Genomic DNA, 24963 nt, shown 5'->3' with positions numbered 1-24963 from the left:
GGCCAATGGATCATATCCCGGCGGTCCCTGGCATGTGCCCGGCCACGGAGGGAAGGGATTCCGGGTGATGCCCCTCTCGCTGCGCCTCGTCCCCCTGGGTGACGTCACCCTGCTGCTGTTCATGGCGGGCGAGCTCGACCGGTCCAACCGGTTCGTGCTGGCCGACGCCCTGGAGTCGATCCCGCGCTCCCCGGTCACGCACGTGGTGGTGGCGGCGGGGGACCTGGAGTTCTGCGACCTGGTCGGGTTCGACCAGCTCTCCCTCACGCACCAGAGGTTGCGGGTCAAGGGCGGCCGCCTGGTGATCGCCGACGCCCGGCCGCCGCTGCGCCGGCTGATCGAGCTCCGGGCCGAGGGCGGCGGCGGGCCCGCCATCGCGGTGTACCCGAGCGTGGCCGCGGCCCTGTCCGCCACGGACACCGACGGCCGCCCGTCCGCCGCCTCGGCCGCTTTGGCGGCGCGGCCCCGGCACCTGCCCCGGGTACGCGCACTGCACCCCGCCCAGCCCCTCAGCCAGCACCCTGCCCAGCCCTTGGGCCGGCACCCTGCCCAGCCCTTGGGCCGCCACCCCGCCCCGCGCCTCGGCCAGGACCCCGGTCAGCACCCCGGCTCGCGGGTTTCGGCGCCGCGGGTCGTACCATCCCGTCCCTCGGCATCGATCGCGGCCACCCCGCCGGTCATCGCCTGGTCCCAGGCCCTGCGCAAGCAGGCGGCCGACCAGCAGCAGGCCCTCGTCGAGCGGCTCGGCGCGGCACGGGGAGCGACGATCAGCATGCGCGAGAGCCGGCGGCGCTGCCAGGAGAGCATCACGGCCCTGCGCGGCACGCTCCGCGACGTCCAGGCGGCCCTCACCACCGGCCCTCGCTGACGGGTCACGCACCTCGGGCCGCCCCGCACCTGCCTGACCGGCCGGTCATGTCCCGCCGGCGGCACGTCCTGGAACCTCATGGCACGCCTCCAGGAGTGGGAGCACTGCCGCCCCCACCCCACCGACGAGAGGACCGGCCCATGTCCAGGCGAATGCGACCGCCCCGCGTTCCACGCGGTGCGTTGAAGATGCTCGGAGGTACGGCGGCGCTGGCCCTCCTGCCGGCCGTCATGCTCACCCAGCCAGCCACCGCCTCCCCCTGCTACGGAGACTGCCAGCCCGGCGTGGTGCGCGGCTTCGGAGGCGTCAGGTACGACGCGACCGTGGGCGCGAACGACCAGATCACGCTCAGCGTGAGCAACGGCTCCTTCGTGCTGACCGACCCCACCGGCACCATCTCCTCCGGCACGGGCGACTGCGTCGTGGTGAACGCGCACGAGGCCCGCTGCCCGATCGGGCCGAGCCCGTCCATCAGGATCCGGGGGCTGGACGGGAACGACGCGATCACGAACACCACCGCCTTCGGCTCCCGCCTGATCGGCGGACAGGGCGACGACCGCCTCACCGGCGGCTCCGGCGACGACGAGCTGACCGGCGAGACCGGCGCCGACGTCATGCAGGGCGGCGCCGGCTCCGACACCGCCGTCTACGTCGGGACCACGAGCCAGCTCGGCGTCCACGCCGACCTCGACGGCGCGACCGGCGACGACGGCAGCGCCGACGACGGCCCCGCCGGAGCCAGGGACACCATCGCCGCCGACGTCGAGAACCTGAGGGGCAACCAGCACAACGACGTGCTCATCGGCAACGCGGGCGCGAACGTCCTCGACGGCAACGGCGGCACCGACCAGGTCCAGGGCCTGGGCGGCAACGACCAGCTCACCGCCAGGGGCGGCGGCACCCTGGACGGCGGCGCCGGCACCGACCACTGCACGTCCGACCTCATGCTTTCCACCGATACCTCGCCGGCGGATACGTTCATCGGCTGCGAGACCACCTCGATCCTGCGACCTTGACCCTCAAGGAGCCTCCCTCCCGGCGGCCCCCACCCGGGGACCGCCGGGAGGGCGGGCGGCCGGACGGCGCGGGGGTGTCGTCTTGCCAGATGAGAACGTCCTCATCTTGGGCTCACGCTGGTCCAACCACCGCTCGGCAAGGTGGGACACACAGCCGAGCGGTAAGGGGCATGCATTGAAGCGAGGACTGCGGTGGTGGCTGTTCGCTGTCGTGACCGCGCTGCTGTGTGCCACCGGGCCGATGCCCGCCGCCTGGCAGACGTCATCCCCCTTCGCTGTGCCGGGCATGGGGAGCGTCGCATGGGCCGACGACGACGATGACGACGACGACGGCGGAGATGGCGACAAAGGCGATGACGGCCCCGGCGGGAGCCACGGCGGCAAAAGTGGCGATGGTAAGAGCGGCGACGACGGCGAGCGGAAGGGCGGCGAGGGTAACGACGGCGGGAGCGGCGGGGACAAGGGCGGGGACGGCAAGGGGAGCGACGGTAGCGGGGATGGTGCCGGCGGTAAGGGCGGCGACGGTGACGGGGGTGGCGCCGGAGGTAGGGGTGGCGACGGTGACGGGCACGACGCGGGCGAGCACGGCGGGGGTGTCGGCGGTGGTGTCGGCGGTGGTGTCGGCGGTGGCGAGAGCGACGGTGATGCGGGCGTCGCTGACCAGCCTTCGAGCACCGGAAGCCCCGGTCGTGACGAAGGCCCGGGCGACAGTGCCGACGTCCAGGAAACACCCCCTCAAGACGGTGGCGGGCGGCCCGAGGTGCCGGAAGACGCGAGCGGCAGCTCACCGCGAGGTGAACGCCCGGAACGGCAACCCTCGGAAGAAGATCCCCCGCCTGCTGACGGCACCCGCGAGGAGACGCCGAGTGGCGACGAAGACGACGACATCACCCTGAAGCCCGGCGACGACGAGGAACGGGCCGTCATCGAGACGAAGACCGGCACCCCTTCCGCCCGTGGCGACCCCGGCGAGGCGTACAGCCAGGGGGCGCTGATCGCCCTGACGGCCATCGCGGGCACGGCGGCCCTCGTAGGAGCGGTCTACCGGATGCTGGGCAAGGTGGATCCCCGTAACCCGCTGATGGTGTCGGCCGGCCACGCTGCGATGAAGGCGGCCCCTCTGACGGCGCGGGAGAAGGACCGGCCGCCGGTCCCGCTGCCGAGGGTGACCTTCACCCGCGCCTGCCGATCGGGAACGGGCTGGCAAGGGCGATGGCACCGGCCATCCGGAAGGCGGCCGCCGGTATGACCGCCCGGAGCGTCCTTACGAGTGTCAGCGTAGATCTCATAGTTCGAGAGTTGCGCATTCATGCAAGTGTCGGCACCCTGGTGACAACAACCGACGTCTGCCGGAAGGAGCTGTCATGCAGAACCTCGGATGGGGTGAGATCCTCATCATCGCCATGGTCTTCGCCATGCTGTTCGGCGCGAAGAAGTTGCCTGACACCGCTCGCGCCGTCGGCCGTTCCCTGCGGATCTTCAAGGCGGAGACGTCCAAACTGCACGACGACGACCCGCCCGTTCCCACACAACCCCCCACTCCCGCCCCCACGCCCGCGCTGTCGCTTGAGGAGCAGGCACGGCAGTTGGAGGAGCAGGCGGCCAGGCTGCGGGCGAGCATCCGGCGGGAGCCCGGAGGTTCGGCCGGGCCCGCCTAGACTTGGTGTCTGCCGTGAGGGAAGGGTGATGGTGGCGACTGCTGAGTTCGTTGATCCGTCGGCTGAGGTGCTGGCCGAGGCCGCTGCCGTGTTCGCCCTGCTGTCCTCGCCGCCGCGGCTGCACATCGTGTGGGCGCTGGCGCAGGGCGAGTGTGACGTGACCGGGCTGGCGGAGCGCGTGGGCGGCGCCTTGCCGGCGGTCAGCCAGCACCTGGCCAAACTCAAGCTCGCCGGCCTCGTCCGGTCGAGGCGCGAGGGCCGCAGGGTGGTCTACCTCATCGACGACGAGGACATCGTGGCGACCGTGCACGTCCTGATCGGCCGGCTGTCCGAACGGACCGGCCTGCCTGCCGAACACCGGCCTGGCCTGCCCGCCGGGCACCGGCGTGACCTGCCTGCTGAACGCCCGACCGGCGTGCCCGCCGAACACCAGCATGGTCTGCCCCCGGAACATCGGCGTGGCCTGGGCGCCTGAGGGGGGTGACACCCGGTTCGGGGCGTTGCGGCTGCTGGAGAGCGGGCCGCGCGGCCTGACGGAGGCGCAGGCCGAGCGCCGCCTGCTCGCGCACGGCGAGAACGTCGTCCCCGCGCACCGCCCGGTGTCCTGGCCCCGGCGGCTGGCCCGCAGCCTGCGCGACCCGTTCACGATGGTGCTGCTCGCGCTCGGCGTGGTCTCCGCTCTGATCGCCTCGTGGGGTACGGCGGGCGTGATCGTGCTGCTGGTCGCGGCGAGCTGCCTGCTGCGTTCCAACGGCGAGCACCGGGCCGACCGCTCGACGGCGGCGCTGCGGGAGCTGGTGGCCAGCACGGTCACGGTCCGGCGGCGCCCGCATGAGGAGGCGGCGCCGAGGGAGCGGGAGATCCCGGTGGACGAGCTCGTCCCCGGCGACGTCATCAAGCTCGGCCCCGGTGACGTGGTGCCCGCCGACGTGCGGCTGCTGCGAGCCAGCGGCCTGACCGTGCACCAGGCGGCGCTGACCGGCGAGTCGGAGCCCGTCCCGAAGCAGGCGCACGACCTGCCGGAAGGCACGGACCACCTGCTGTGGCAGGGCAGCAGCGTGGCCTCGGGCACCGCGACGGCCGTGGTGACGGCGACCGGCGCCGCCACCCTGTACGCGGGGGCGCAGCAGGCGCCGGCTCGCAAGCCGTCGGCGTTCGACCGCTCGGTGAACGGCATCTCCTGGATCCTCGTCCGGGTGATGCTCGTCATCCCGCCGGTCGCGCTGGTCGCCAACGCGTTGCTGCACGGCAAGGGGCTGGAGGCGCTGCCGTTCGCGGTGGCGGTGGCCGTCGGGCTGACCCCCGAGATGCTGCCGGTCGTCGTGACCACCGCGCTGGCCAGGGGAGCGGCGCTGCTGGCACGCGACGGCGTGATCGTCAAGCGGCTGCCGGCACTGCACGACGTGGGCGCCATCGACGTGTTGTGCGTGGACAAGACCGGCACGCTCACGCAAGACCGTCCCGTGCTCAGCGGCTCCGTCGGCCCCGACGGCAGAGCCGATCCGGCCGCGCTGCGCTGGGCCGCCGTCAACAGCTTCTGGACGCTGCACCTGACCGACCCGCCCACCCCCGACCCGCTGGACGAGGCGATCCTCGACGCCGCCCCCGACCCGGGCGATGTCGAAGGCCTGCGGGCCACCCCGTTCGACCCCACCCGGAAGTTGTCGTGCGCCCTGGTCCGTACGGACGACGCTGCGGCGTACGTCGTGGTGGTCAAGGGCGCGGTGGAAGCCGTCCTGGACCGGTGCGCGATGAGCGCGGCGGAGCGAGGCCGCGCCGCCGAGGTCGCACGGGCCCTGGCCGGAGCGGGGGCGCGGGTGCTCGCGGTCGCCACTGCCGAAAGCACCACTGAGCGCACCGCCGAGCGCATGGCCGAGCACGCGGTTTCGAGGACGGCCGAGCACCCGCTTGAGGGCCGCGCCGGGCATGCGCTGTCGGGCGCGGCCGAGCGCATGCTTGAGGGCCGCGCCGGGCGTGCGGGGGAGGGCATCCGCGACCACCTCCCGGATGAGGAACGCGGGTTGCGTCTCGTCGGGTTCGTCACCCTGGTGGACGCGTTGTCCCCCGAGGCGGCCGGCGCGCTGGCGGTGCTGGCCGGGCGGGAGATCACCGTGAAGGTGCTGACCGGCGACCATCCGGCGACCGCCGCCCGCGTCTGCCGCGACCTGGGCCTCAAGGTGGAGGCGGTGGCCGACGCGGCAAGCCTCACGCCGCAGGCGCTGGAACGGGCCACGGTGATCGCCCGCTGCACCCCGGAGGACAAGGCCCGGGTGGTCACGGCGTTGCGCGAGGCGGGGCACACGGTGGGGTTTCTCGGTGACGGCAGCAACGACCGGCCCGCGATGCGCGTCGCCGACGTCGGCATCTGCCCGCGCTCGGCCGTGGACGTCACCCGGGAGGCCGCCGACATCGTGCTCGCCGCCAAGGATCTCACGGCGGTCGACCAGGCGGTGCTGGCCGGCCGCCGCAGCACCGGCAACATCATCACCTACCTGCGCATCGCCCTGTCGTCGAACGTCGGCAACGTGATCGCGATGCTGGCCGCCGGGCTGGCGTTCCCGTTCCTGCCGATGCTGCCGATCCAGGTGCTGCTGCAGAACGTCTGCTTCGACGCCGCCCAGCTCTCCTTCGCCTTCGACCGGGCCGCACCGGCCACCCTGCGCCGCCCTCTGCGGTTGCGGCCGAACGGCATCGTGCGGTTCATCGTCGGGTTCGGCGTGCTGAACGCGCTCGTGGACCTGGCCACGTTCGCCGTCCTGACGTGGGGGGTGCGGGCAGCGGGCCAGCCGGCCTTCCACACCGGCTGGTTCATCGAGAACCTGCTCACCCAGGCGGTCGTCATGCTGCTGCTCCGCCCCACGATCCAGGTGTCACGCCCGCTCGGGCTGGCGGCGGGCGCGCTCGCGGTGGTGGGCCTGCTGCTGCCGCTCTCGCCGTTGGCGGGCGTGTTCGGGCTGGTCGCGCTGCCTGCCGCGAGCTACGCGTGGCTGCTGCTGGTGGTCGTCCTGTACGGCGGCGGGCTGCTGGCGATCAACCGCAGGACCGGCTGGATCGCCGAACGAAGCTGACCACGTCCCTGCGGCTCCACTCACCCTGTAAGCCCTCCAGTTCCATAGTTGCGCAAGGCGGCAAGTATCATGGCGCCAACACCAAGAGGGGGCGGGCATGCGGGTCGGGGAGCAGCAGAGGATCGTCGCGCTCCTGTTGTGGGCGCTGGTGTGCTTACTGGACATCTGCGAGTGGACGCTGATCACCTGACCGGTATGGGGGGATCGGCAAGCCCTGTCTGAGCCCCCGGAGCACCGGCCGGCGGCGAACATAATGGGCGTATGGATCGTGCAGCACTGGCGGACTTCCTGCGCCGCCGCCGCGAGGCGCTACGGCCCGAGGACGTCGGCCTGCCGGCGGGCGCGCGCCGCCGCGCCACCGGCCTGCGGCGCGAGGAGGTGGCGTCGCTCGCGGTGATGTCGGCCGACTACTACACCCGGCTGGAGCAGCAGCGCGGCCCGCAGCCGAGCGTGCAGATGCTGGCCTCGCTCGCCCGGGCGCTGCGGCTGACGAGCGACGAACGCGACTACCTGTTCCAGGTCGCCGGCCACAACGCCCCCGCCGTGACGAAGGACGCCACGCACGTCGCCCCCGCGTTGCTGCGCGTACTGGACCGCCTCGACGACACCCCGGCGCTCATCCTGTCGGAGCTGGGCGAGACGCTCGTCCAGAACCGGATGGCCGAAGCCCTGTTCGGCGATAAGTCCGGCTGCACCGGCCACGCCCGCTCCGAGATCTACCGCTGGTTCACCGACCCGTCCGAGCGGCTGCGCTACCCGGAGAACGACCGCGACCGCCAGAGCCGCGCCCTCGTCGCGAACCTGCGCGCCGCCTACGGGTCGAGAGGGCCGCAGTCGCGGGCGGGCGAGCTCGTCCGGGCGCTGCGCAAGGTGAGCGACGAGTTCGCCGAGCTGTGGGACCGGCACGAGGTGGCCAAACGCTTCGAGGACCACAAGATCCTCATCCATCCCGAGCTGGGCGAGATCGAGCTGGACTGCCAGGTGCTCTTCACCGAGGACCAGTCACAGGCCCTGCTGGTGCTCACCGCCCCACCCCGCACGGAGGGCTACGAGAAGCTGCGGCTGCTCGCGGTGCTGGGCCAGCAGCGCTTCACCGACCGCCCGGACAGCCCGTCCGCCCAGCCACTCGGCCGGTGACGGGCACTCCGGCGATGGCCGGGGGGATCACGCGGGCGGCTGGGGGCGTGGGCGGCGGGCCAGGTGGACCACCGCAGGCGGGAGGTTGCGCCAGACCGTCGTGCTCGTGACGACCTCCTCGAACGCTCCGCGCAACCCCTCGACCAGCCGCCGGGCAGGCGGGGCCCACCGCGTCCAGGTGTAGGCGAACTGCGTATAGACCCCGGCGGGCGACAGGACGCGGGCCACGGACTCGACCAGCGGCGGCTGCCCCGCGTACGCGATCCACGGCAGCCCGCTGACCACCACGTCCACCGTCCCAGGGCCGATGCCGAGGCCGGCGAGCAGGTGCGGCAGCCGTACGGCGTCGTCGCGGACCACCTCCACGGACGGGTACGCCCGCGCGATCCCGGCGGCGAACCGGTCGTTGAGCTCGACCACGACGTGCCTGCCCCGGCCGCCCAGCCGCCGCTGGATGGCGGAGGTGAAAGCGCCCGTCCCGGCACCCAGCTCGACCACCACCGGCTGGCCGCGCTCGGGGACGCCGGCCACCATCCGCGCCGCCAGCCGCGCCGAGCTCGGCCGCACCGCGGCCGTCCGCAGGGGCGATCGCAGGAACTCCCGCAGGAACGGGCCACCGCCGAGGGCCGCCCCGTGCTGCTGATCGGTCGACACAGGACGCCCGCCTCCCGATGATCCGATCCGCTGTCACTGTCGCGATTCGGATTCTCACCCACCCGCGATGGCGTGCGGGTGGCCTGGAAGTGAATCATGAAGATGTCAGGCGACGACGGCCAGCAAGGTCGTCATGGCGGCGGTGAGCTCGGGGTCGCCGCTCGCCTCGGCCCGCGTACGGGCCTGCTCGACGTCGATGCCCCTGGTGGCGAGCCGCCAGAACGTGTCCTGGTCCATGGACACGCGCGCGGCCGGCTCACCGTCGACGCCGGGCGCGGCCATCCGCCACCGGCCCGCCTGCCACACGGCGCACCACCGCCCACCGGCCGGCCCACGCACCTCCAGCTCGGCGGCCGTGCCTTCGGGCCGGTCGTGTGCCCGCAGGGTGAAGGGCAGGGCGCGCGCGAACACGTCCAGGACCGGCGCCATCAGCTCCGGCTCCATCGCCCCCGGCAGGGAGACCGCGTCGCGCACCTGCTGCTGGTGGACCCAGAACTCGGTGTACTCGCGGCCGACATCGAGCCAGCCGGGGCTGTCGAGGTCGGTGGCCGCCCACGACACGTTCAGCCCTGCGGGGCCCTCGATGTCGTACGCCGCCCAGACCCCGTCGAGCTGCGGCCCCAGGTGCTCCAGCAGCTCGATCAGCACCCGCGAGCTGAGCTGGCGACCCGCCCTGACGAACTCGTCGTTGGTGCGGGCAAGGTAGGTGGGCAACGTCTCGTCGTCGGCGAAGATCGCGCCCCGGTGCCCGTCACGCGCTCCTGAGAGGCGCCGCAGGTAGTCGTTGAGCACGTGCGACACGACGTCGTGCACGTCCCACCCGGGGCAGACCGTGGCCCTGCCCCAGTCGGCGGGGGACAGGGCGCGCAGCAGCCCGAGCAGAGCCTCCCGCTCCCTCGGGAACAGCGGACGGACATCGACAACCGGACCGAAGATCGACATCCCCCGACCCTACCGAAGCGTCCAGGCCCTGCTGAAACGAATATCCCGCCCCAGGAGAAGGCTTGCGGCTGGGGTGTGGCCGGCGTGCGGCGGGTGTGGCTGGCTCCGGCCGGGATGTGGCCGGCGTGCGGCGGGTGTGGCTGACTGCGGCCGGGGTGCGGCCGACGTGCGGGCGGGGGTGTGGGGGCCTGCGGCCGGGATGTGGCCGGCGTGCGGCGGGTGCGGCTGGCTGCGGCCGGGGTGCGGCCGACGTGCGGGCGGGAGTGTAGGGGCCTGTGACCGGGATGTGGCCGGTGTGCGGCTGGGTGCGGGCGGGGTGCGGCCGACGTGCGGGCGGTGGTGCGGGGCCTGCGACCGGCGAGGCTGGGGTGAGGGCGGGCGTGGTGGGGTGGGGCCCCCAGCGGGGTGGGTGGGGGCGGGGTGACTGAGGCCCGACTTATACACTCATGACGGTTTTTATCGGGGGAAGTCGGGGGAGTGGCGCGTGCCGCTGGATCAGATCCTGGTGTTGCTGGTCGCGGCGGCCGGAGCGGGCTGGGTGGACGCCGTCGTGGGCGGCGGCGGGCTGCTGCAACTGCCTGCCCTTCTCATCACCGGCATGCCGACGGTCGAGGCGATGGCCACGAACAAGTTCTCGTCGGTGTTCGGCACGACGTCCGCCGCCGTCGCGTACGCCCGCTCCACCAAGGTGGACCGGCAGGTGGCGGTCCCGGGGGCGGCGCTGGCCGTGCTCAGCGCCGGGCTGGGCGCGTGGGCGGCGGCGTCGATCTCGGCCGAGGTGCTGCGGCCCGCCGTCATGGTGGTGCTGCTGGCGGTGGCCGCGTTCGTGACGCTGCGGCCGTCGATGGGCGCGGTGCCCGTGCCGCACCTGCGGACCAGGCCCCGCGTGCTCGCGGCGGTGCTGGCGGCGGGCGTGGTGATCGCCTTCTACGACGGCATCATGGGGCCGGGCACCGGGACGTTCCTCATCATCGCCTTCACCACCATCCTCGGGCTCGACTTCGTCTCCGCCTCCGCGTCCGCGAAGATCATCAACATCGGGACGAACGTGGGCGCGCTGCTCGTGTTCGGCGTGCAGGGGCACGTGAACTGGGCGCTCGGGCTCGGCATGGCGGTGTGCAACGTGGCCGGCGCCCAGCTCGGCGCGCGCATGGCGCTGCGGCGGGGCGCCGCGTTCGTCCGCGTCGTGCTGCTGTGCGTGGTGGTGGCGATGGTGATCAGGCTCGGCTGGCAGCACTTCATCGGCTGACATCATCCGTACGCGGCGCCTGCCCCGCCGGTGCCTGGCTCGCCGGTTCCTTCGTTCGTACGCGCAGCGCCGTGGCGGTCAGGGCGACGAAGGCGGCCAGCAGGGCCGGGATGGCCAGTGCGCGGGGCAGGCCCGTCAGCTCGGCCAGCGCCCCGATGAACACCGGCCCCGACAGCATCCCCAGGTAGCCGATCGAGGCGACCCGGGCCAGTGCCCGGCCGGCGAAGGCCGGGTCGCGGTGGCCGGCGGCGGAGAACACCTGCGGCACGATGCACGACAGCCCCGCCCCGAAGCAGCCGAACCCGATCACCCCGGCCACCTGGTGCCCGCCCAGCAGGGCCAGGCCGAGGCCGGTCGCGGCGAGCAGGCCGCAGCACCGTACCAGGGTGACGGGGCCGAAGCGGGCGGCGAGGCGGTCGCCGGCCATGCGTCCGGCCGTCATCATGATCGAGAAGGCGGCGTAGCCGGCGGCGGCGATGCCGGGCGTGGCCAGCAGGTCCTCGCGGAGGTAGACCGAGCTCCAGTCGGCCGCCGCCCCCTCGCCCACCAGGCAGCAGAACGCCAGCACCCCCAGGAAGACGATCCCCCGGGGCCGGTCGGCCCGTTCCCGCGTGGCGGGCTGGGCGGCGGGTGCGGAGCGGAGCGCCCAGCGCGCCGCCCACGCGGCCAGCACCGCGATCATCGCGCCGACCGTCCAGAACGTGACCGCCGCCGACAGCTCCCGGTGCGCGAACAGCCCGCCCGCCGTGGCGCCCGCGAACCCGCCCACGCTGTAGACGGCGTGGAACGACGACATGATCGGCCGTCCGTGGCCGCGTTCCACCTCGACGGCGTTGGCGTTCATGGACACGTCGAGTATCCCGTGCACGATGCCGAACACCAGTAGTGTCCCCGACAGCGTGACCAGGTCGGGTGCGTACGCGGGCGGCACCAGCACCACGCCCTGCGCCAGGGCGGCGGGCACGACGGCCCGGCTGCTGCCGTACCGGTCGACGAGGCGGCCGACGACCGTCATGCCGATGACCGCCCCGGCCGCCACGGCGAGCAGCGCGATGCTGAGCCGGCCGTCGCTCAGGGCCAGCCGCTCCTTGATGGCGGGGATGCGCGCCGTCCACGTGCCGATGGCCGTGCCTGAGAGGAAGAACAGCAGGTAGACGGCCATCCGCTCGCGTCCCAGCCGGGAGCCAGAACCTTCGTGCGGACCTGGACGCTCGCCTCCCGGCCGGGCTGGAAAACCCTCGCGCGGACCTGGACGCTCGCGTCTCACGCGGCCTCCTTGACCGTCACCCCGGCCGCCGCCAGCGCGTCGCGTTCCTCTGGCGGGATGCCGGGGTCGGTCACCACGACGTCCAGCCGCCCGATCGGGCACACCGCGCCGAACGCCGTCCGTGCGAACTTGCCCGAGTCGCACACCACGATCACCCGCCGCGCCGCGGCGATGGCCGCCTGCTTGACCGCGACCTCGGGCAGGTCGTGCGCGGTCAGGCCGTGCTCGGCGGACAGGCCGCAGCAGCCGATGACGGCCGTGTCGAAGCGCAGGGCCTTGATGGAGCTCTCGGTGAGCGGGCCCATGACGTTCAGCTCGCCCTTGCGTACCTCGCCGCCGGGCAGCACCAGGCGCACGCGCGGCGCGGCGGCCAGCAGCATCACCGGTTGCAGCGCCAGCGGCAGCACGGTGACCCGCCGGTCGGCCAGCGCGCGGGCCACCTCCAGCGCGGTGGTGCCGCCGTCCAGCACGACCGCCTCGCCGTCGGCGATCAACGCGGCGGCCTCCTCGCCGATGCGCCGCTTGGCCTCCACCGCCTCCCGCTCGCGCACCCCGAACGGCGGCTCCTCGCCGCGCAGCAGCAGCGACAGCGCGCCGCCCCTGACGCGCCGCACCACGCCCTGCTGGGCCAGCTCGTCGAGGTCTCGCCGGATCGTCATCTCGGACACGCCGTGCTCGGCGGCCAGCTCGGTCACGGAGACGCTGTCGTGGGTACGCAAGGTGTTCATGATGGCTCGCACACGTTCCATGTGTTCATACAAACACGGCTCATGTGCGCAATACAATGGGGAGATGCGCGCTAGCCGCCTGCTCTCCCTGCTCCTGCTCCTCCAGACCCGCGGCCGCATGACGGCGCCCGAGCTGGCGGCCGAGCTGGAGGTGTCGGTACGCACGGTGTACCGCGACGTGGAGGCGCTGTCGGCGGCCGGCGTCCCCGTCTACGCCGATCGCGGCCCCGCCGGCGGCTACCGGCTCCTCGACGGCTACCGCACCCGGCTCAACGGGCTCACGGCGGAGGAGGCGTCCTCGCTGTTCCTGGCCGGGCTGCCGGGGCCGGCCGCCGAGCTGGGGCTGGGCGAGGTGGCGGCCAACGCGGAGCTGAAGCTGCTGGCCGCGCTGCCGCCCGAGCCGCGCTCGCACGCCTCGCGCATGCGCGAGCGGTTCCTGCTGGACGTGCCGAGCTGGTACCGCTCGGGCGACGACGCCCCGTACCTGAGCGAGGTGGCCGAGGCGGTGTGGGACCAGCGGCCCCTGCACATGACCTACCGGCGCTGGGGCCAGGAGGAGGTGGATCGCGTCATCCACCCTCTCGGGCTGGTGCTCAAGGGCGGCTCCTGGTACCTGGTCGCGGCGCCGCCGGACGGGTCGCCGCGCACGTACCGGGTGGGGCGGATCCTGACATTGGAGACGCTGCCCGGACGGTTCGCCCGGCCGGAGGGGTTCGACCTGGGCGGGTTCTGGCACCAGTACGCCAAGGAGTTCCGCGAGCGCATGTACACCGCCGAGGCCGTGATCAGGCTCGCACCCGGGCGGGGCGACCTGCTGGCCTACACCATGGGCACCGACATCGTCGCCGCCGCGCTGGCCGCCGCCGAGCCCGACCCCGAGGGCTGGGTCACGCTGACCGTGCCCGTCGAGTCGATCCAGCACGCGCGCTGGCTGCTGCTGCGCATGGGCGCCGACGTGGAGGTGCTGGAGCCGCCGGAGCTCCGCGCGATGATGGCCGAAGCGGTCGCCGAGCTGGCCAAACTCTACGGCTGAGCCGGCCGGGCTCTGCAGCTGAGCGCCCGCGCGGGCCCCGGGGAAAACCAGGCGAGATCCCGCCGCCGATCTGACACCATCCCCGCATGTATCTTCTCGCTTTCATCGGGGCATGTGCCCTGGTCGCGATGGTGCCCGGGGTCAGCACCGCGATCATCATGCGCCAGACCCTGCGCGCCGGCCGGGGCTCCGGCCTGGCCGCCACGCTCGGCAACGAGACCGGCATCCTGCTGTGGGGGCTGGCCGCCGCGTTCGGCCTGTCGGCCCTGCTGGTCGCCTCGCAGGTGGCCTACGACATCATGCGCGTGACGGGCGCGGTGCTGCTCGTCGTGATGGGCGCGCAAGCACTGTGGCAGGCCCGCAAGGGCGCCCCGCCCGCGCCCGAAGGGCAGGTCGTGCCGGGCTGGCGGGCGCCGTACCTGGCGGGCGTGGGCACGTGCCTGGCCAACCCGAAGGCGGCGGTGTTCGCGATGTCGTTCCTGCCGCAGTTCGTGCCGGCCGGGCAGAACGTGCCGCTGACGCTCGTCACGCTGGCCGTCGTGTGGGTGCTGGTCGACCTGCTCTGGTACGGGCTGCTCATCTGGGCAGTGGACCGGGCCAAGGCGTGGCTGGGCAGGCCGGCGGTCAAGCGGCGGCTGGAGCAGATCTCCGGCGTCGTGCTGGTCGGGCTCGGCGTGCGGATGGTGGTGGAGTCGCGATGACGATCTGGCACAGCGAGCGGGGCACCGGGGAGCCGGTGGTGCTGCTGCACTCGACGGCGGCCGACTCCGGCATGTGGGACGCCCAGGAGGAGGCGCTGGCGGCGCGGTTCCGGGTGATCAAGGTGGATTTCCGGGGGTACGGGCACACGCCGTACAAGGCGGACGGGCCGTACAGCGACGCCGACGACGTGATCGAGGTGCTGACCGCCCTGGACATACGCCGTGCGCGCCTCGTCGGGGCGTCGGCCGGGGCCTGGGTGGCGCTGCAACTGGCCACCGCCGGGCTGGCCGAGCGGCTGGTGCTGCTCAACTCCCCTGCCGACCTGGAGCCGACCCCGGATCTGCGGGACTACTGGAAAGAGGAGAACCGCCTGCTGGAGGCGGGCGACGTGCAAGGGGCCACCGAGCTGAACGCGCGCCTGCTGCTCGGGCCGGAGGTGTCACAGGAGAACCGGCGGCGGATGGAGGCGATGCAGCGGCACGCGTTCGAGGTGCAGCTCGCCGCCGATCCAGAGCCCGAGCAGACCGAGCGCGAGGTGTCGCTGCCCGGCGTCGACGTGCCGGCGCTGGTCGTGGCAGGCGGCCATGACCTGCCGTTCTTCCAGGAGAGCGCCCGCCACGTGGCTGCCGCGCTGCCGCAGGGGCGGCTGCTGGAGCTGCCCTGGGCCGGGCACCTGCCGGCGCTCGAACGTCCTGAGGAGATCAGCACCTTGCTGCTGGATTACCTTTAAGTCATGACGAACGACCTGGCGACCCTCATGAGGCAGGCGCAGGACGACGATCCGCTGCTGGCACTGCACGCCACCACCGCGCTGCGCCGTGAGATCGAGCGCCTGGAGGCGGTCCAGGTGCGGCGGGCCCGGGTGGCGGGCTGGCCTGGGCGCAGATCGCCGACGCCATCGGCGTGAGCAAGCAGGCCGTGCACAAGAAGTACGGCCGCCGCTAGCCGCCTCCGCACCGCTGTGCGCGCCCCACCGCTGTGCGCGCCCCGCACCGCCCGGCTCCGCATCGCTGCGGGCCCCGCACGACCCGCCTCACCCGGCGGGGACGCGGAGCACCCGTAGCTCGTGCGCGCCGTCGGCGCGGGTCAGCTCGTAGTACAGCCACCACCGCCCTCCAGCAGCAGCGCGTCCAGATACCGCACCGAGCCGCCGCCCTGGGGAGAGGTGACCCAGGGCCGCTCGGCCGACAGCCGCCGCCACCCGAACAGGTCGCCGGAGACCGCGACGCCGCAACGCTCCTCGTAGTTCTCCTCGTGGGAGGCCGAGCCGTCGTAGAAGCCCACGTACCCGCCGGGCACCGGCACCACGCTGTTGAGCCGCGCCTGGTAGCGGTCCCAGCCCTGGCCGACGCCGAGGGCCTGGCCGTGCCAGGCGAACTCCGTCCCGCCGTCGAGGCTGGTGGCCAGGCCGGTGGGGTGCGTGGTGGCGCCGACGTTGTAGATGTCGGCGCTGGCGTGCGCCTCGCCGCCGAGGCCCGGCCGCGCCTCCGCGTAGCTGGCGAACAGGTACGTCACCGGCCCGGCCCGCAGCACGTACGGATCCTTGACCCCCTCCGTGCCGGTCGAGGCCGCCGTCAGCACCGGCCGCGCCGTGGCCACGTCGAACTCCGACGGGTGGGCCGCCGGGCGCAGCGCGTCGATCCGCCAGCGGTTGTCGGCCGGGTCCACGTACGACAGGTAGAGCACGAACCCGCCCCCGTCGGCGCGCGTCAGGCAGAACCGCTCCATGGACGGCGTGCGCAGCTCGTCCTTGTGCACCGACCACACGTCGGTGAAGCTCACGCCGTCGTCGCTGACCGCGACCGCGCAGTGCCAGCCGCGCTCGGCCGCGGCGCCACGGGGGCGGCGCCGCCGGTAGGTCAGCCAGAACCGCTCGCCATCGTGCAGCACGCCGGGGCAGCCCGCCCAGTAGCCCGCCTCGTCCTTCTCCGGCGCGCGCACCACCGTGCCCGCCAGCGGGTCGAACGCGGGAAGCGGGGCGTGTTCGATCATCGTGTCCTTGCCTTTCAAGCGTCGTAGAAGAGCCGGTCGAGGGCGACGGCGGCGCTGCCCACGACGCCGGCGTCGGGGCCGAGCGTGGCCCGCCGCACCTGCACCGCGTCGCGCAGCACGGGGAAGGCTCTGGCCCGCAACGCGTCCCTGACCAGGTCGAACACCGGCTCGGGAGCGGTGCGGAAGGCGCCGCCGAGCAGGATCAGCGCGGGGTTGAGCAGGTTGACCGCGCTGGCCAGGCCGGTGGTGAGACGGTCCACCAGCTCCTCCAGCACGGCGGCGGCCCGCCCGTCACCGCCGTGGGCGGCCTCGGCCAGGTCGGCGAGCGGGTCCTGGCTGTCGCGGCCGAGCAGGGCGCGGGCCCGCTCCGCCAGGTACGGCTCGGCCGCCACGGTCTCCAGGCAGCCGCTCGCGCCGCACGCGCACGGCCGCCCCCGCTCGACCACCCTCAGGTGCCCCAGCTCCGTGACCCCGTGGGCACCGGACCGGAACGGCTGCCCGCCGATCACCAGCCCGGCCCCGACCCCGGTGCGGACGTAGACGTACAGGAGGGGGTCGGCCCCGCCCGTGTCGCCGTAGCGGGCCTCGGCCAGCGCCATCGCCCGTACGTTGTGATCGACCACCGCCGGCACCCCGAGCGCCCGCTCCAGCGGGTCGGCGAACGCGACGTCCCGCCAGCCGAGGTTGACCGACAGCACGTTGCGGCGCTGCCCGGGTCCACCGGGCCGGGCGCGGCGACGCCGATGCCCAGCAGCCGGTCGCCGGCCAGCGCGGCGGCGGCCTCGGCGATCCGCCGCACCACCCGCTCGGGCGGCTCGCCCGCCAGGTCGAACGCGAACGAGCGCACCTCCAGGGGGCGGGCCTTGAGATCGCACCGCCCGAGCCGCACCGTGCCCGCCCCGACCTGCACCCCGATGACGTGGCGGGCGTCGGTGCGCAGCCGCACCTCCGTCGAGGGCCGCCCGACCCGGGTGCCGGCGCCGTCCGTGGCCCCCTCGGCGACCAGCCCTTCGCCGAGGAGCTGGCCCACCACCTTCGTCATGGTGGTCGGGGACAGGCCCAGCCGCCTGGCCAGGTCGGCACGCGGCTGCGGCCCGTGGTCGCGCAAGGCGCGCAGCACGAGGCGTCTGTGCAGCCTGCGGACGTCCTGCACCGGTGTCGGCATGCCCGCCTCCTTAATAACTAACGGGTAGAAAATAATTAGGGCGGGAAGCTCCCGTCAAGGGGAGCTGGAGCTCAGGGACGCGGCAGCAGCCCGAGATCCCCGGCGACCGTGGCCACCGCGCTCAGGATCCGGTCCACCTGCCCGCCCGTGTGCGCCGCCGTGACGCTCAGCCGGATCAACGCCTCACCCTCGGGAACGGCCGGCGGCAGCATGACGTTCGACAGAACGCCCTCCTCCAGCAGCCCCGTCCAGAACCGGCAGCACATCAGGCGATCGCCCACCCGCAGCGACACCGTGGGCGTGCCGCCCGGAGTGATCGCGAACCCGAGCGCCACCAGCCCCGACCGCAGCCGCTCCGCCGCCGCCATGACCGCGCGGCGGCGCTCCGGCTCCGTGCGGATGATGTCGAGGGCGGCCAGCGCCGCGGCCGTGCACGCCGGCGGCAGCGAGGCCGAGAACAACGCCGACCGCGCGCTGTGCCGCAGGTAGTGGACGACGTGCTCGGGCCCGGCGACCGCGCCGCCGAGCGTACCGAAGCACTTGGAGAACGTGATCGTCTGCACGTCGACGGCCGACTGCAGCCCGTGGTGCTCGGCCGCCCCGCGCCCGCCGGCGCCCAGCAGCCCCGCGTCGTGCGCGCTGTCGAGCACCAGCCGCGCCCCGTGCCGCGCCGCCAGCTTGGCGATGCCGGGCAGGTCGCACAGGTCGCCGCCCACCGAGAACATGCCCTCCGTCAGCACGATCGCGCCCACCTCGGGGCCCGCCGCCTCCAGCATCGCGGCGAGCTGCGTCATGTCGTTGTGCCGGTAACGCCGCAGCCTGGCCTGGCCGAGACGGGCCGCGTCGATGAGCGAGGCGTGGATGCGCCGGTCGGCGAACAACACGTCACGCGGCCCGAACAACGCGCTCAACGCGAGATTGGCCTGGTAGCCGGTGGAGACCACCATCGCCGCCTCGTGCCCGAGGAACCCGGCCAGCTCTCCCTCCAGGGTCTCGTGCAGGGCCAGCGTGCCGTTGAGCACCCGCGACCCAGAGTTGCCCGAGCCCAGCCGCCGCAACGCCCCCGCGCCCGCCTCCTTCAGCCGGGGATCGTCCGACAGCGCCAGGTAGTCGTTGGAGCCGGCCATCAGCACCCGGCGGCCGCCCACCACCACCTCGCCGCCGCCGGGGCGCTCCTCCACCGGCAGGTAGTAGGGATAGAGGCCGGTCGCGGCCAGGGCCTTGGCCTCGGGGAGCCGGCACTTGCCGAAAGGGTCCGTCACGACGCGGGGCTCGCTTTCCGAGTCCGTCCGGGGCATCGGGGGCGGAGGGGCGGCGACGAAGGGTGGATCATCAGGGGTCTCCAGGTTCCGTCGGTCACGATCGGTGGAGCAGTGCGCACAGCAGTGCGCACCGAGGCCGGCGCGAGGCGGGATGCCGGGCCGCATCAGGCGATGGTAGCTTACAGTGGTTGATCGTGATACTAGAGTAATCATCGCTGGCGTGAAGCACGCCGGCCCGCCACCGGCCCGACCACGACAGCCCACCCAAGGACGCACCCATGACAGAGGACGAGATCTTCCACCAGCTCCGCGCCCTGTGCGCCGAGATCCTCGCCGTGGATCCGTCGGCCATCACCCCCGACACCGACCTGCGCGACGAGCTGGAGGCCGACAGCCTCGACATGGTCGAGCTGGCCGTCGCCAGCGGCGACCGCTTCGACCTGCGCGTCGACTTCGACCTCGCCACCCACGTGCGCACCCTCGCCGACGTCACCACCCTGGTCCGCGCCGGGGTCCGGGCCGGCTGAGGAGGGCCGCCCACATGCCGGTCCCGCCCCCGCCGCCGGGTCCCGCCGAGCCCGTCCGAGGGCGGCGCGGGCTCACCGAGTTCATCGAGCTGCCCTACCGGCTGCACGGCGGCGACCCGCACTTCGTGCCGCCGCTGCGCGACGACAGCCGGCGCCTGCTCGACCGGCGGCACAACCCGTTCTTCCGCTACGGCGAGGCCGCGCTGTTCACCGTACGGCGCGGCAAGCGCGTCGCCGGGCGGATCGCCGCCGTGCACAACCCCCGCCACAACGCGACCCACGCCGCCCGCGACGGGTTCTTCGGCCAGTTCGCCTGCGCCGACGACCCCGCCGTGGCGCGCGAGCTGCTCGACGCCGCCGCCCGATGGCTGCGCGGGCGCGGGCTGACCACCATGCTCGGGCCGGTCAACTTCACCACCAACGACGAGTGCGGGGTGCTCGTCGACGGGTTCGACGCGCCGCCCAGCGTGATGATGCCGTACAACCCCGCCTACTATCCGGCGCTGCTGGAGTCCTGCGGCATGACCAAGGCGAAGGACCTGTGGGCGTGGGACACCGAGGGAAAGGTCCCGCCCGAGCGGCTGCTGCGCATCGCCCGGCGGGCCGAGCACCGGCACCGCCTCACCGTGCGGCCCCTCGACCCGGCGCGCTTCGACGCCGACCTCGACCGCGTCAAGCTCGTCTTCGACCGCGCCTGGCACGGCAACTGGGGCTTCACCCCCATGACCGACGCCGAGTTCGCCGCCGCCAAGCACCGGCTGCGCAAGGTCATGGACCCCGGGCTCGTCCAGCTCGCCGAGGTCGACGGCGAGCCGGTCGCGGTGGCCCTCGTGCTGCCCGACTTCAACCAGGCCGTCGCCGCCGCCCGGGGCCGCCTCACCCGCTTCGGCCTGCCGATCGGGCAGGTCCGGCTGTCCATGGCGGCCCGCCGCATCGACCGCGTCCGGGGCGTGCTGTTCGGAGTCGTCCCCGACCTGCGCCGGCACGGCGTCGAGGCCGCGCTGCTCGCCCGCGCCCACGAGGCCATCGTCTCCGGTGGGTACCGCGGGGGGATGGAGCTCGGCTGGACCCTGGAGGACAACCAGGCCATCAACCGCTACCTGACCGTGCTCGGCTGCACCCGCGCCAAGGCCTACCGGATCTACGGGCGGGAGCTGTGACGAGCTCCCGCACGCGCGCATGCTCGCCGCCGGTGGTGCGTCGTTCCTGTACGGGCGGATGCCCGGCACCGGCCGTGCGTCGTTCCTGTACGGGCGGACGCCCGGCACGGGCCGTGGCTCGTTTCTGTACGGGCGGATGCCCGGCACCGGTCGTGGCTCGTTTCTGTACGGGCGGATGCCCGGCACCGGTCGTGGCTCGTTCCTGCGCGGGCGGATCCCCGGCACGGGCCGTGGCTTCTTTCCGTGCGCGCGGACACCGGGCACAGGCTGTGGCCCGTGGCCGGGTGGTGGAGCGGTGACGACCCCGCACTACCTGGTCACCGGGGCCACCGGGTTCGTCGGGGGGCGGCTGACCCGCATGATCCTGGAGCGGGGCGGCACCGTCACGGCGCTGGCCCGCCCCTCACCCCGTGCCAGGCTGCTGCGCGAGCTGGGCGTGCGCGTGGTGTCCGGCGACCTGACCACCGGCAGGGGCATCGCGGAGGCGCTGCAGGGCGCGGACCGGGTGATCCACCTGGCGGCCACGCTGCGCGCCCGCACCCCCGCCGCGTACTGGTCGGTCAACCGCGACGGCGTCGCCCGGCTGGTGCGCGCGATGGCCACCCAGCGCCGCCCGGCGCGCCTCGTGCTCTGCTCCTCCCTCGCCGCCGGCCCCGCCATCTCCCTGTACGGGGCCAGCAAGCGGGCCGGCGAGCAGGTCGCCCGGGAACACGCGGCCCAGGTGCCCACGGTCATCCTGCGGCCCGGCATCGTGTACGGGCCCGGCGAGGAGGCGCTGCTGCCCGCGCTCCTGCCCATGATCAGGCTCGGCGTGGTCCTCAAGGCCGGCTACGGCCCTCGCCGCTACGGCATGATCTACGTGGACGACCTGTGCACCGCCCTCCTGTCCGCCACCGACCACGGCCCCGTCCTGCCCGCCGCGGACACCCCTGTCGGAGGCGGCCCTGGCCTGTACCCGATCAGTGACGGCAACGCCTACGACTGGGCCGACATCTGCCGTGCCCTGGCCCGGGCGGCAGGTTGCCGGGAGCCGCTCGTGGTGCCGGTGCCGATGCCCGCCGTGCGTGCGGTGGCCGTGCTGGCCGAGCTGGCCGCGCGCGGCGCCATGCCGGCGCTGAACCGGGACAAGGTGCGCGAGATGCGCCGCCCCGACTGGACGTGCACGCCGGACGACGCCGTACGCGAGCTGGGCTTCGCGCCCGCCACCCCGCTCATCCGGGGCTTCGAGGCCGCGCTGGCCGCACTGCGTCCCGCCCGCTGACGGCCCGTTCGAGGACGGCGGGCACGATCAGCGCCACCGCCAGCCCGGCGACGACGTCGGTGAGGTAGTGGTACCAGTCGTACACGACGGCGACCGTCAGCCCCGCCGTCAGCGTCCACAGCACCAGGCGGACCATCCTGGGGACGTGCCGGCGGAGGACGAGCACGGTGACCCAGGCGCCTGCCACGTGCGTGGAGGGGAAGCACGCGCCGGGCGGGTCGAGAGCGGCCATGATCTCGCTCTGCACGGCGGTGATCACGTATCCGGACGGGCCGTGCGCGGCGTGCAACTCGGGGAGCCCCGCCGCCGGGCCGATCAGCGGGAGCGCGATGAACCCGAGGTAGCAGGGCAGGAACGCGGCCACCATGGCGAGCACGTAACGCTCCACCAGCGGTGCGCGACCCTGGGCGTACAGGATGGCCGGAATGAGGAAGCAGCCGTAGAAGGAGAAGTAGCAGAAGGTCAGCACCTCGGTCATCAGCGGGGAGCCGAGCGCGGACGTGAGGGCGGTGTTGGGGGCGAACCCGAGCAGATCCTTCTCCCAGGCGTACAGGTCGGCGTCGAGGTAACGTCCGTGCAGGACGCGGGCGGTGCGGGCGGCGGCGCCGTACACGAGGGGGAGCATGAGCATCGGCGCGCACGTCCGGACGAACCGCACCGCCCGGACACCGGTGGGAAGGCGCTGCTCGGCCGACGCCAGCGCGAGTATGAGCAGGGCCGCGAGCGCGTATCCGGCGAGTAGTTCAGGCCAGTCCTCCAGGCGATTCCGGAAACTGGTCACCACGAGCGCCATGAGGGCGAAATAGCCCAACAAAAGCCATTCAACCGGGCGAAAAGGAAATCCGCGGCCGGGTTTCAGATGCCGCGAGGAAAGGACGGGCCGGACATTCGTCGCCGCCGCGGTCACCTGGGCGAGCGCGATTCCCGCCCCGGGGACGTGCGGGAGGTGCGCGGGCGAAGGGTCAGGAGGTCGCACGGGCCGGCCACCAGATTCGGCGTCCCATGTGATGGGCGAGCGCCGGGACGAGGAACGACCGTACGACCACCGTGTCGATGACGACCCCGATCGCCACCAGCAGCCCGAGCTGCACCACCGGCACCAGTGGCAGCACGGTCAGGACGAAGAACGCCGCCGCCAGCACCACCCCGGCCGCCGTGATCACCCCGCCGGTGGCGCGCAGGGCGTGCAGGGTGGCCTCGCGGGTGTCGAGGCGGGCGGCCTCCTCGCGGACGCGGGCCATGAGGAAGATGTTGTAGTCGATGCCGAACGCCATGAGGAAGACGAACGCGTACAGGGCGAACGACGCGTCGACGACGGGATAGCCGAGGAGCTGCGTGAACAGCGCCGAGCACAGCCCGAGCGTGGCCGCGAACGACAGCACCACCGTGCCCATCAGCAGCAGCGGCGCCACCAGCGAGCGCAGCAGGACGACCAGGATCAGCCCCACGACCAGCAGGATCAGCGGCACGATGAGGACGGCGTCGTCGAGGACGGCGTTCTTGACGTCGAGCAGCTCGGTGGTGAAGCCGCCGACCAGGGCCGCGCCGCCCGCCGCGCCGCGCACGCTGGTGCGCAGGGCCTCGACGAGGCGCTGGGCGTCGGGGGTGTTGGGCTCGGCGGCGAGCACGACGTCGAACGTGCGCCACGGGGCGGGCGGCCCGGCCTGCATCGCCACCACGCCCTCGGCCTCGTGCACGGCCCGCTCGACGGCGTCGCTCCGGTCTTGCCTGGCCAGGACGACGACGGGGGCGCTGGCGGGGTAGTGGCGCCGCAGCGCGTCGTAGCCGTCGACGGAGTCGGTGCGCATGGTGAACAGCGACGACGGCGGGATACCCGAGGCGTCGAGCGTGGTCAGCCCCATGCACAGCATGGTCAGCAGCAGGGCGGAGCCCGTCCAGGCCAGGCGGGGGCGCTGGCCGACGAAGCCCGCGACGCCCTGCCACAGCCCGTCGCGGGTGCTCTCGCCGGGGCGCGGCGTGCTCGGCCAGAACGCGCGCCGCCCGCCGAGGAGCATGAGCGCGGGCAGCAGCGTCACCATCACGGCCGTCGTGATGAGGATGCCGATGGCGGCGGCCGCGCCGATGGAGCGCAGCGCGTGGGTGTCGGCCACGATGAGGCAGCCGACGCCGCCGGCCACGGTGAGCGCCGAGGCGACGACCGTGCGGATGCCGCCCGACAGCGCGTCCTTGAGCGCCGCGGTCTGGTCGGCGGTGGTGCGCAGCCGTTCGCGGTAGCGGGCGACGAGCAGCAGCGCGTAGTCGGTGGCGACGCCGAACACCAGCACCGTGAACACCTCGGGCGTGGCGGCCCGCAGCGTCATCAGCCCCGAACGGGCCAGCGCGTAGAGCGCCGCGGCGGAGCACAGGTAGGCCACCACCACGGCCAGCATGGGGATCACCCACAGGACGGGGCTGCGGTAGACGGCGAGCAGCACCAGGAGCACCACGGCCAGGCTCAGCGCCAGCAGCGTGCCGTCGACCTGGCGGAAGGAGTCGACGTAGTCGGCCGCGGCCCCGCCGGGGCCGCTCACATGGCTGATCAGGCCGGGCGGGCTGCCTTCGACGGTGATCTGCCGCAGCCGCTCGACCAGCGGGCTGATGAGCACGCCCGGCTTGCCGGACAGCAGCACCGTGGCCTGGAGCGCGTGCCCGTCGGCGCTGGGCACGGGCGCCGAGGCCATGCCGATCACGTTGGGCAGGGCCTTGAACTGCCGCAGGTCCTGCCGGGCCGCCTTGATGTCGGCGCGCTGGAGCGGGCCGTCGCGTTCGTAGATCACCAGGGCGGGGACCACGCGGCCGGACTGCTTGGCGATCAGGTCGAGGACGCGGGCCGACTCGACCCCCCTCGCCAGCATGGAGCTGCCGCTGGTGATGCGGACGTCGTCGAGCGGGCCGCTCGCGAGCACGGCCACGACGGCGATGGCCATCCAGGCGACGACCACGGCTGCCGCGATTTTTCGCGCAAACCCCTTACGAAACAAAACCGACAATTCCCGCCCACCCCCGGCCTCGGTGTGAAAGTGCCGGCCGGCACGTAGACGATAAATTCCCGGTCCTGCTTAAACAACTTTATGCAGGAGTCTTATATTCGCGTCATGCCCGGATCAAACGGGACATCGCGGGATTCGATTTTTCTGGTACGGCTCATCCGGTAACGGGCGGATCCGCGGGCCCGTCGTCCTGGAAGGGAAAGGCCCCGGCTCAGCCCTTCACCCGCAGGTCCGCGAAGAGCGCGCGGTGATCGGAGCCCGGCACGTCGAGCACCTGCACGCCC

The 24963-nt window shown here is 73.4% G+C and carries 24 protein-coding genes and 1 pseudogene; 15 read left to right on the top strand and 10 right to left on the bottom strand.

What is annotated here, in order from left to right; all coding sequences use genetic code 11:
- Positions 1-67 precede the first annotated feature (67 nt).
- The 7 genes from KIS93_RS12195 (at position 68) to KIS93_RS12165 (ending at position 7747) form a co-directional block, all read left to right on the top strand.
- Positions 68-868, top strand: a complete 801-nt coding sequence (locus tag KIS93_RS12195; RefSeq protein WP_186404123.1) for an STAS domain-containing protein — start codon at positions 68-70, stop codon at positions 866-868.
- Positions 869-1056: 188 nt separating this feature from the next.
- Positions 1057-1884, top strand: a complete 828-nt coding sequence (locus KIS93_RS12190) for a calcium-binding protein (protein WP_080040163.1) — start codon at positions 1057-1059, stop codon at positions 1882-1884.
- A 211-nt stretch (positions 1885-2095) separates the two neighbouring features.
- Positions 2096-3133, top strand: coding sequence for an ICP22 family protein (locus KIS93_RS12185; RefSeq protein ID WP_155127888.1), 1038 nt, complete (start codon positions 2096-2098; stop codon positions 3131-3133).
- A gap of 115 nt (positions 3134-3248) precedes the next feature.
- Positions 3249-3542: a twin-arginine translocase TatA/TatE family subunit gene (locus KIS93_RS12180; protein WP_080040160.1), complete on the top strand. Its 294-nt coding sequence runs from the start codon at positions 3249-3251 to the stop codon at positions 3540-3542.
- A gap of 28 nt (positions 3543-3570) precedes the next feature.
- Complete coding sequence (locus tag KIS93_RS12175) at positions 3571-4017, top strand: ArsR/SmtB family transcription factor (protein ID WP_080040159.1); 447 nt, start codon at positions 3571-3573, stop codon at positions 4015-4017.
- Entirely contained in the window at positions 4001-6610 is a 2610-nt protein-coding gene (locus tag KIS93_RS12170) for an HAD-IC family P-type ATPase (RefSeq protein ID WP_222107420.1), read from the top strand. Before KIS93_RS12175 ends, KIS93_RS12170 begins: the two co-directional genes overlap by 17 nt.
- Before the next feature lie 261 nt (positions 6611-6871).
- Positions 6872-7747, top strand: a complete 876-nt coding sequence (locus KIS93_RS12165) for a helix-turn-helix transcriptional regulator (protein ID WP_080040157.1) — start codon at positions 6872-6874, stop codon at positions 7745-7747.
- A 27-nt stretch (positions 7748-7774) separates the two neighbouring features.
- Here the strand turns inward: KIS93_RS12165 and KIS93_RS12160 are convergent, their stop codons facing one another.
- Positions 7775-8401 carry a class I SAM-dependent methyltransferase gene (locus KIS93_RS12160; RefSeq protein ID WP_230466302.1) on the bottom strand — a complete coding sequence of 209 codons (627 nt, stop codon included), beginning with the start codon at positions 8399-8401 and terminating at the stop codon, positions 7775-7777.
- A 105-nt stretch (positions 8402-8506) separates the two neighbouring features.
- A complete protein-coding gene (locus KIS93_RS12155) occupies positions 8507-9343 on the bottom strand; it encodes a maleylpyruvate isomerase family mycothiol-dependent enzyme (protein ID WP_080040156.1) in 837 nt (278 codons plus the stop codon).
- Positions 9344-9827: 484 nt separating this feature from the next.
- On the opposite strand from KIS93_RS12155, the gene KIS93_RS12150 reads away from it, so the two are divergent.
- Positions 9828-10592: a TSUP family transporter gene (locus KIS93_RS12150; protein ID WP_418115038.1), complete on the top strand. Its 765-nt coding sequence runs from the start codon at positions 9828-9830 to the stop codon at positions 10590-10592.
- Here the strand turns inward: KIS93_RS12150 and KIS93_RS12145 are convergent.
- Together KIS93_RS12145 and KIS93_RS12140 are read right to left on the bottom strand one after the other, a co-directional pair.
- Positions 10582-11754 carry an MFS transporter gene (locus KIS93_RS12145; RefSeq protein WP_080040155.1) on the bottom strand — a complete coding sequence of 391 codons (1173 nt, stop codon included), beginning with the start codon at positions 11752-11754 and terminating at the stop codon, positions 10582-10584. The two genes, KIS93_RS12150 and KIS93_RS12145, sit on opposite strands and share 11 nt — an antisense overlap.
- Before the next feature lie 101 nt (positions 11755-11855).
- Positions 11856-12608 carry a DeoR/GlpR family DNA-binding transcription regulator gene (locus KIS93_RS12140; RefSeq protein WP_230466301.1) on the bottom strand — a complete coding sequence of 251 codons (753 nt, stop codon included), beginning with the start codon at positions 12606-12608 and terminating at the stop codon, positions 11856-11858.
- Between the two features lie 43 nt (positions 12609-12651).
- On the opposite strand from KIS93_RS12140, the gene KIS93_RS12135 reads away from it, so the two are divergent.
- The 4 genes from KIS93_RS12135 to KIS93_RS12120 all read left to right on the top strand — a co-directional run bounded on the left by KIS93_RS12135 (position 12652) and on the right by KIS93_RS12120 (position 15229).
- On the top strand, positions 12652-13620 hold the full coding sequence (locus KIS93_RS12135; RefSeq protein ID WP_080040154.1) for a helix-turn-helix transcriptional regulator: 969 nt from the start codon (positions 12652-12654) through the stop codon (positions 13618-13620).
- A gap of 86 nt (positions 13621-13706) precedes the next feature.
- Positions 13707-14321, top strand: a complete 615-nt coding sequence (locus KIS93_RS12130) for a LysE family translocator (RefSeq protein ID WP_080040153.1) — start codon at positions 13707-13709, stop codon at positions 14319-14321.
- The gene (locus KIS93_RS12125) at positions 14318-15052 is read left to right on the top strand and encodes an alpha/beta fold hydrolase (RefSeq protein ID WP_080040152.1); all 735 of its coding nucleotides are present in this window, start codon (positions 14318-14320) and stop codon (positions 15050-15052) included. The genes KIS93_RS12130 and KIS93_RS12125 overlap by 4 nt, the downstream gene beginning before the upstream one ends.
- A 3-nt stretch (positions 15053-15055) precedes the next feature.
- Positions 15056-15229: a hypothetical protein gene (locus KIS93_RS12120; RefSeq protein WP_420895860.1), complete on the top strand. Its 174-nt coding sequence runs from the start codon at positions 15056-15058 to the stop codon at positions 15227-15229.
- Between the two features lie 179 nt (positions 15230-15408).
- On the opposite strand, the gene KIS93_RS12115 is transcribed toward KIS93_RS12120, so the two are convergent.
- From KIS93_RS12115 to KIS93_RS12105, 4 genes and pseudogenes are all read right to left on the bottom strand, one after another.
- Positions 15409-16314, bottom strand: coding sequence for a hypothetical protein (locus tag KIS93_RS12115; protein ID WP_222107419.1), 906 nt, complete (start codon positions 16312-16314; stop codon positions 15409-15411).
- Positions 16315-16328: 14 nt separating this feature from the next.
- Positions 16329-17012 carry an ROK family protein gene (locus KIS93_RS63310; protein ID WP_222107418.1) on the bottom strand — a complete coding sequence of 228 codons (684 nt, stop codon included), beginning with the start codon at positions 17010-17012 and terminating at the stop codon, positions 16329-16331.
- A gap of 296 nt (positions 17013-17308) precedes the next feature.
- Positions 17309-17479, bottom strand: a pseudogene (locus tag KIS93_RS65040) (MarR family transcriptional regulator); the annotation flags it as partial.
- Between the two features lie 71 nt (positions 17480-17550).
- Positions 17551-18741 (bottom strand): aminotransferase class I/II-fold pyridoxal phosphate-dependent enzyme, encoded by a 1191-nt coding sequence (locus tag KIS93_RS12105; protein ID WP_186404122.1) that lies wholly within the window; start codon positions 18739-18741, stop codon positions 17551-17553.
- A 278-nt stretch (positions 18742-19019) separates the two neighbouring features.
- Here KIS93_RS12105 and KIS93_RS12100 point away from each other — a divergent pair, with 278 nt between their 5' ends.
- From KIS93_RS12100 to KIS93_RS12090, 3 genes are all read left to right on the top strand, one after another.
- Positions 19020-19268, top strand: a complete 249-nt coding sequence (locus KIS93_RS12100) for an acyl carrier protein (protein WP_080040147.1) — start codon at positions 19020-19022, stop codon at positions 19266-19268.
- Positions 19269-19282: 14 nt separating this feature from the next.
- Positions 19283-20428, top strand: coding sequence for a hypothetical protein (locus KIS93_RS12095; protein WP_222107417.1), 1146 nt, complete (start codon positions 19283-19285; stop codon positions 20426-20428).
- 295 nt (positions 20429-20723) lie between these two features.
- Positions 20724-21689 carry an NAD-dependent epimerase/dehydratase family protein gene (locus KIS93_RS12090; RefSeq protein WP_222107416.1) on the top strand — a complete coding sequence of 322 codons (966 nt, stop codon included), beginning with the start codon at positions 20724-20726 and terminating at the stop codon, positions 21687-21689.
- Here the strand turns inward: KIS93_RS12090 and KIS93_RS12085 are convergent.
- Both KIS93_RS12085 and KIS93_RS12080 read right to left on the bottom strand, forming a co-directional pair.
- Positions 21640-22470, bottom strand: a complete 831-nt coding sequence (locus KIS93_RS12085) for a phosphatase PAP2 family protein (protein ID WP_186404121.1) — start codon at positions 22468-22470, stop codon at positions 21640-21642. The genes KIS93_RS12090 and KIS93_RS12085 overlap by 50 nt on opposite strands.
- Before the next feature lie 181 nt (positions 22471-22651).
- The gene (locus tag KIS93_RS12080; RefSeq protein WP_080040145.1) at positions 22652-24631 is read right to left on the bottom strand and encodes an MMPL family transporter; all 1980 of its coding nucleotides are present in this window, start codon (positions 24629-24631) and stop codon (positions 22652-22654) included.
- Positions 24632-24963 lie beyond the last annotated feature (332 nt).

Source organism: [Actinomadura] parvosata subsp. kistnae, assembly GCF_900323885.1.
GTDB lineage: Bacteria > Actinomycetota > Actinomycetes > Streptosporangiales > Streptosporangiaceae > Nonomuraea > Nonomuraea composti.
This window is presented reverse-complemented; position numbering and strand designations above follow the sequence as displayed.

What these genes read in the sequence shown, in the direction of transcription:
- KIS93_RS12195 (WP_186404123.1), top strand. Translation starts at nt 68, where the DNA reads ATGCCCCTCTCGCTGCGCCTCGTCCCCCTGGGTGACGTCACCCTGCTG.
- KIS93_RS12190 (WP_080040163.1), top strand. Translation starts at nt 1,057, where the DNA reads ATGCTCGGAGGTACGGCGGCGCTGGCCCTCCTGCCGGCCGTCATGCTC.
- KIS93_RS12180 (WP_080040160.1), top strand. Translation starts at nt 3,249, where the DNA reads ATGCAGAACCTCGGATGGGGTGAGATCCTCATCATCGCCATGGTCTTC.
- KIS93_RS12175 (WP_080040159.1), top strand. Translation starts at nt 3,571, where the DNA reads ATGGTGGCGACTGCTGAGTTCGTTGATCCGTCGGCTGAGGTGCTGGCC.
- KIS93_RS12165 (WP_080040157.1), top strand. Translation starts at nt 6,872, where the DNA reads ATGGATCGTGCAGCACTGGCGGACTTCCTGCGCCGCCGCCGCGAGGCG.
- KIS93_RS12155 (WP_080040156.1), bottom strand. Translation starts at nt 9,343, where the DNA reads ATGTCGATCTTCGGTCCGGTTGTCGATGTCCGTCCGCTGTTCCCGAGG.
- KIS93_RS12145 (WP_080040155.1), bottom strand. Translation starts at nt 11,754, where the DNA reads ATGGCCGTCTACCTGCTGTTCTTCCTCTCAGGCACGGCCATCGGCACG.
- KIS93_RS12140 (WP_230466301.1), bottom strand. Translation starts at nt 12,608, where the DNA reads ATGGAACGTGTGCGAGCCATCATGAACACCTTGCGTACCCACGACAGC.
- KIS93_RS12135 (WP_080040154.1), top strand. Translation starts at nt 12,652, where the DNA reads ATGCGCGCTAGCCGCCTGCTCTCCCTGCTCCTGCTCCTCCAGACCCGC.
- KIS93_RS12130 (WP_080040153.1), top strand. Translation starts at nt 13,707, where the DNA reads ATGTATCTTCTCGCTTTCATCGGGGCATGTGCCCTGGTCGCGATGGTG.
- KIS93_RS12125 (WP_080040152.1), top strand. Translation starts at nt 14,318, where the DNA reads ATGACGATCTGGCACAGCGAGCGGGGCACCGGGGAGCCGGTGGTGCTG.
- KIS93_RS12120 (WP_420895860.1), top strand. Translation starts at nt 15,056, where the DNA reads ATGACGAACGACCTGGCGACCCTCATGAGGCAGGCGCAGGACGACGAT.
- KIS93_RS12115 (WP_222107419.1), bottom strand. Translation starts at nt 16,314, where the DNA reads ATGATCGAACACGCCCCGCTTCCCGCGTTCGACCCGCTGGCGGGCACG.
- KIS93_RS12100 (WP_080040147.1), top strand. Translation starts at nt 19,020, where the DNA reads ATGACAGAGGACGAGATCTTCCACCAGCTCCGCGCCCTGTGCGCCGAG.
- KIS93_RS12095 (WP_222107417.1), top strand. Translation starts at nt 19,283, where the DNA reads ATGCCGGTCCCGCCCCCGCCGCCGGGTCCCGCCGAGCCCGTCCGAGGG.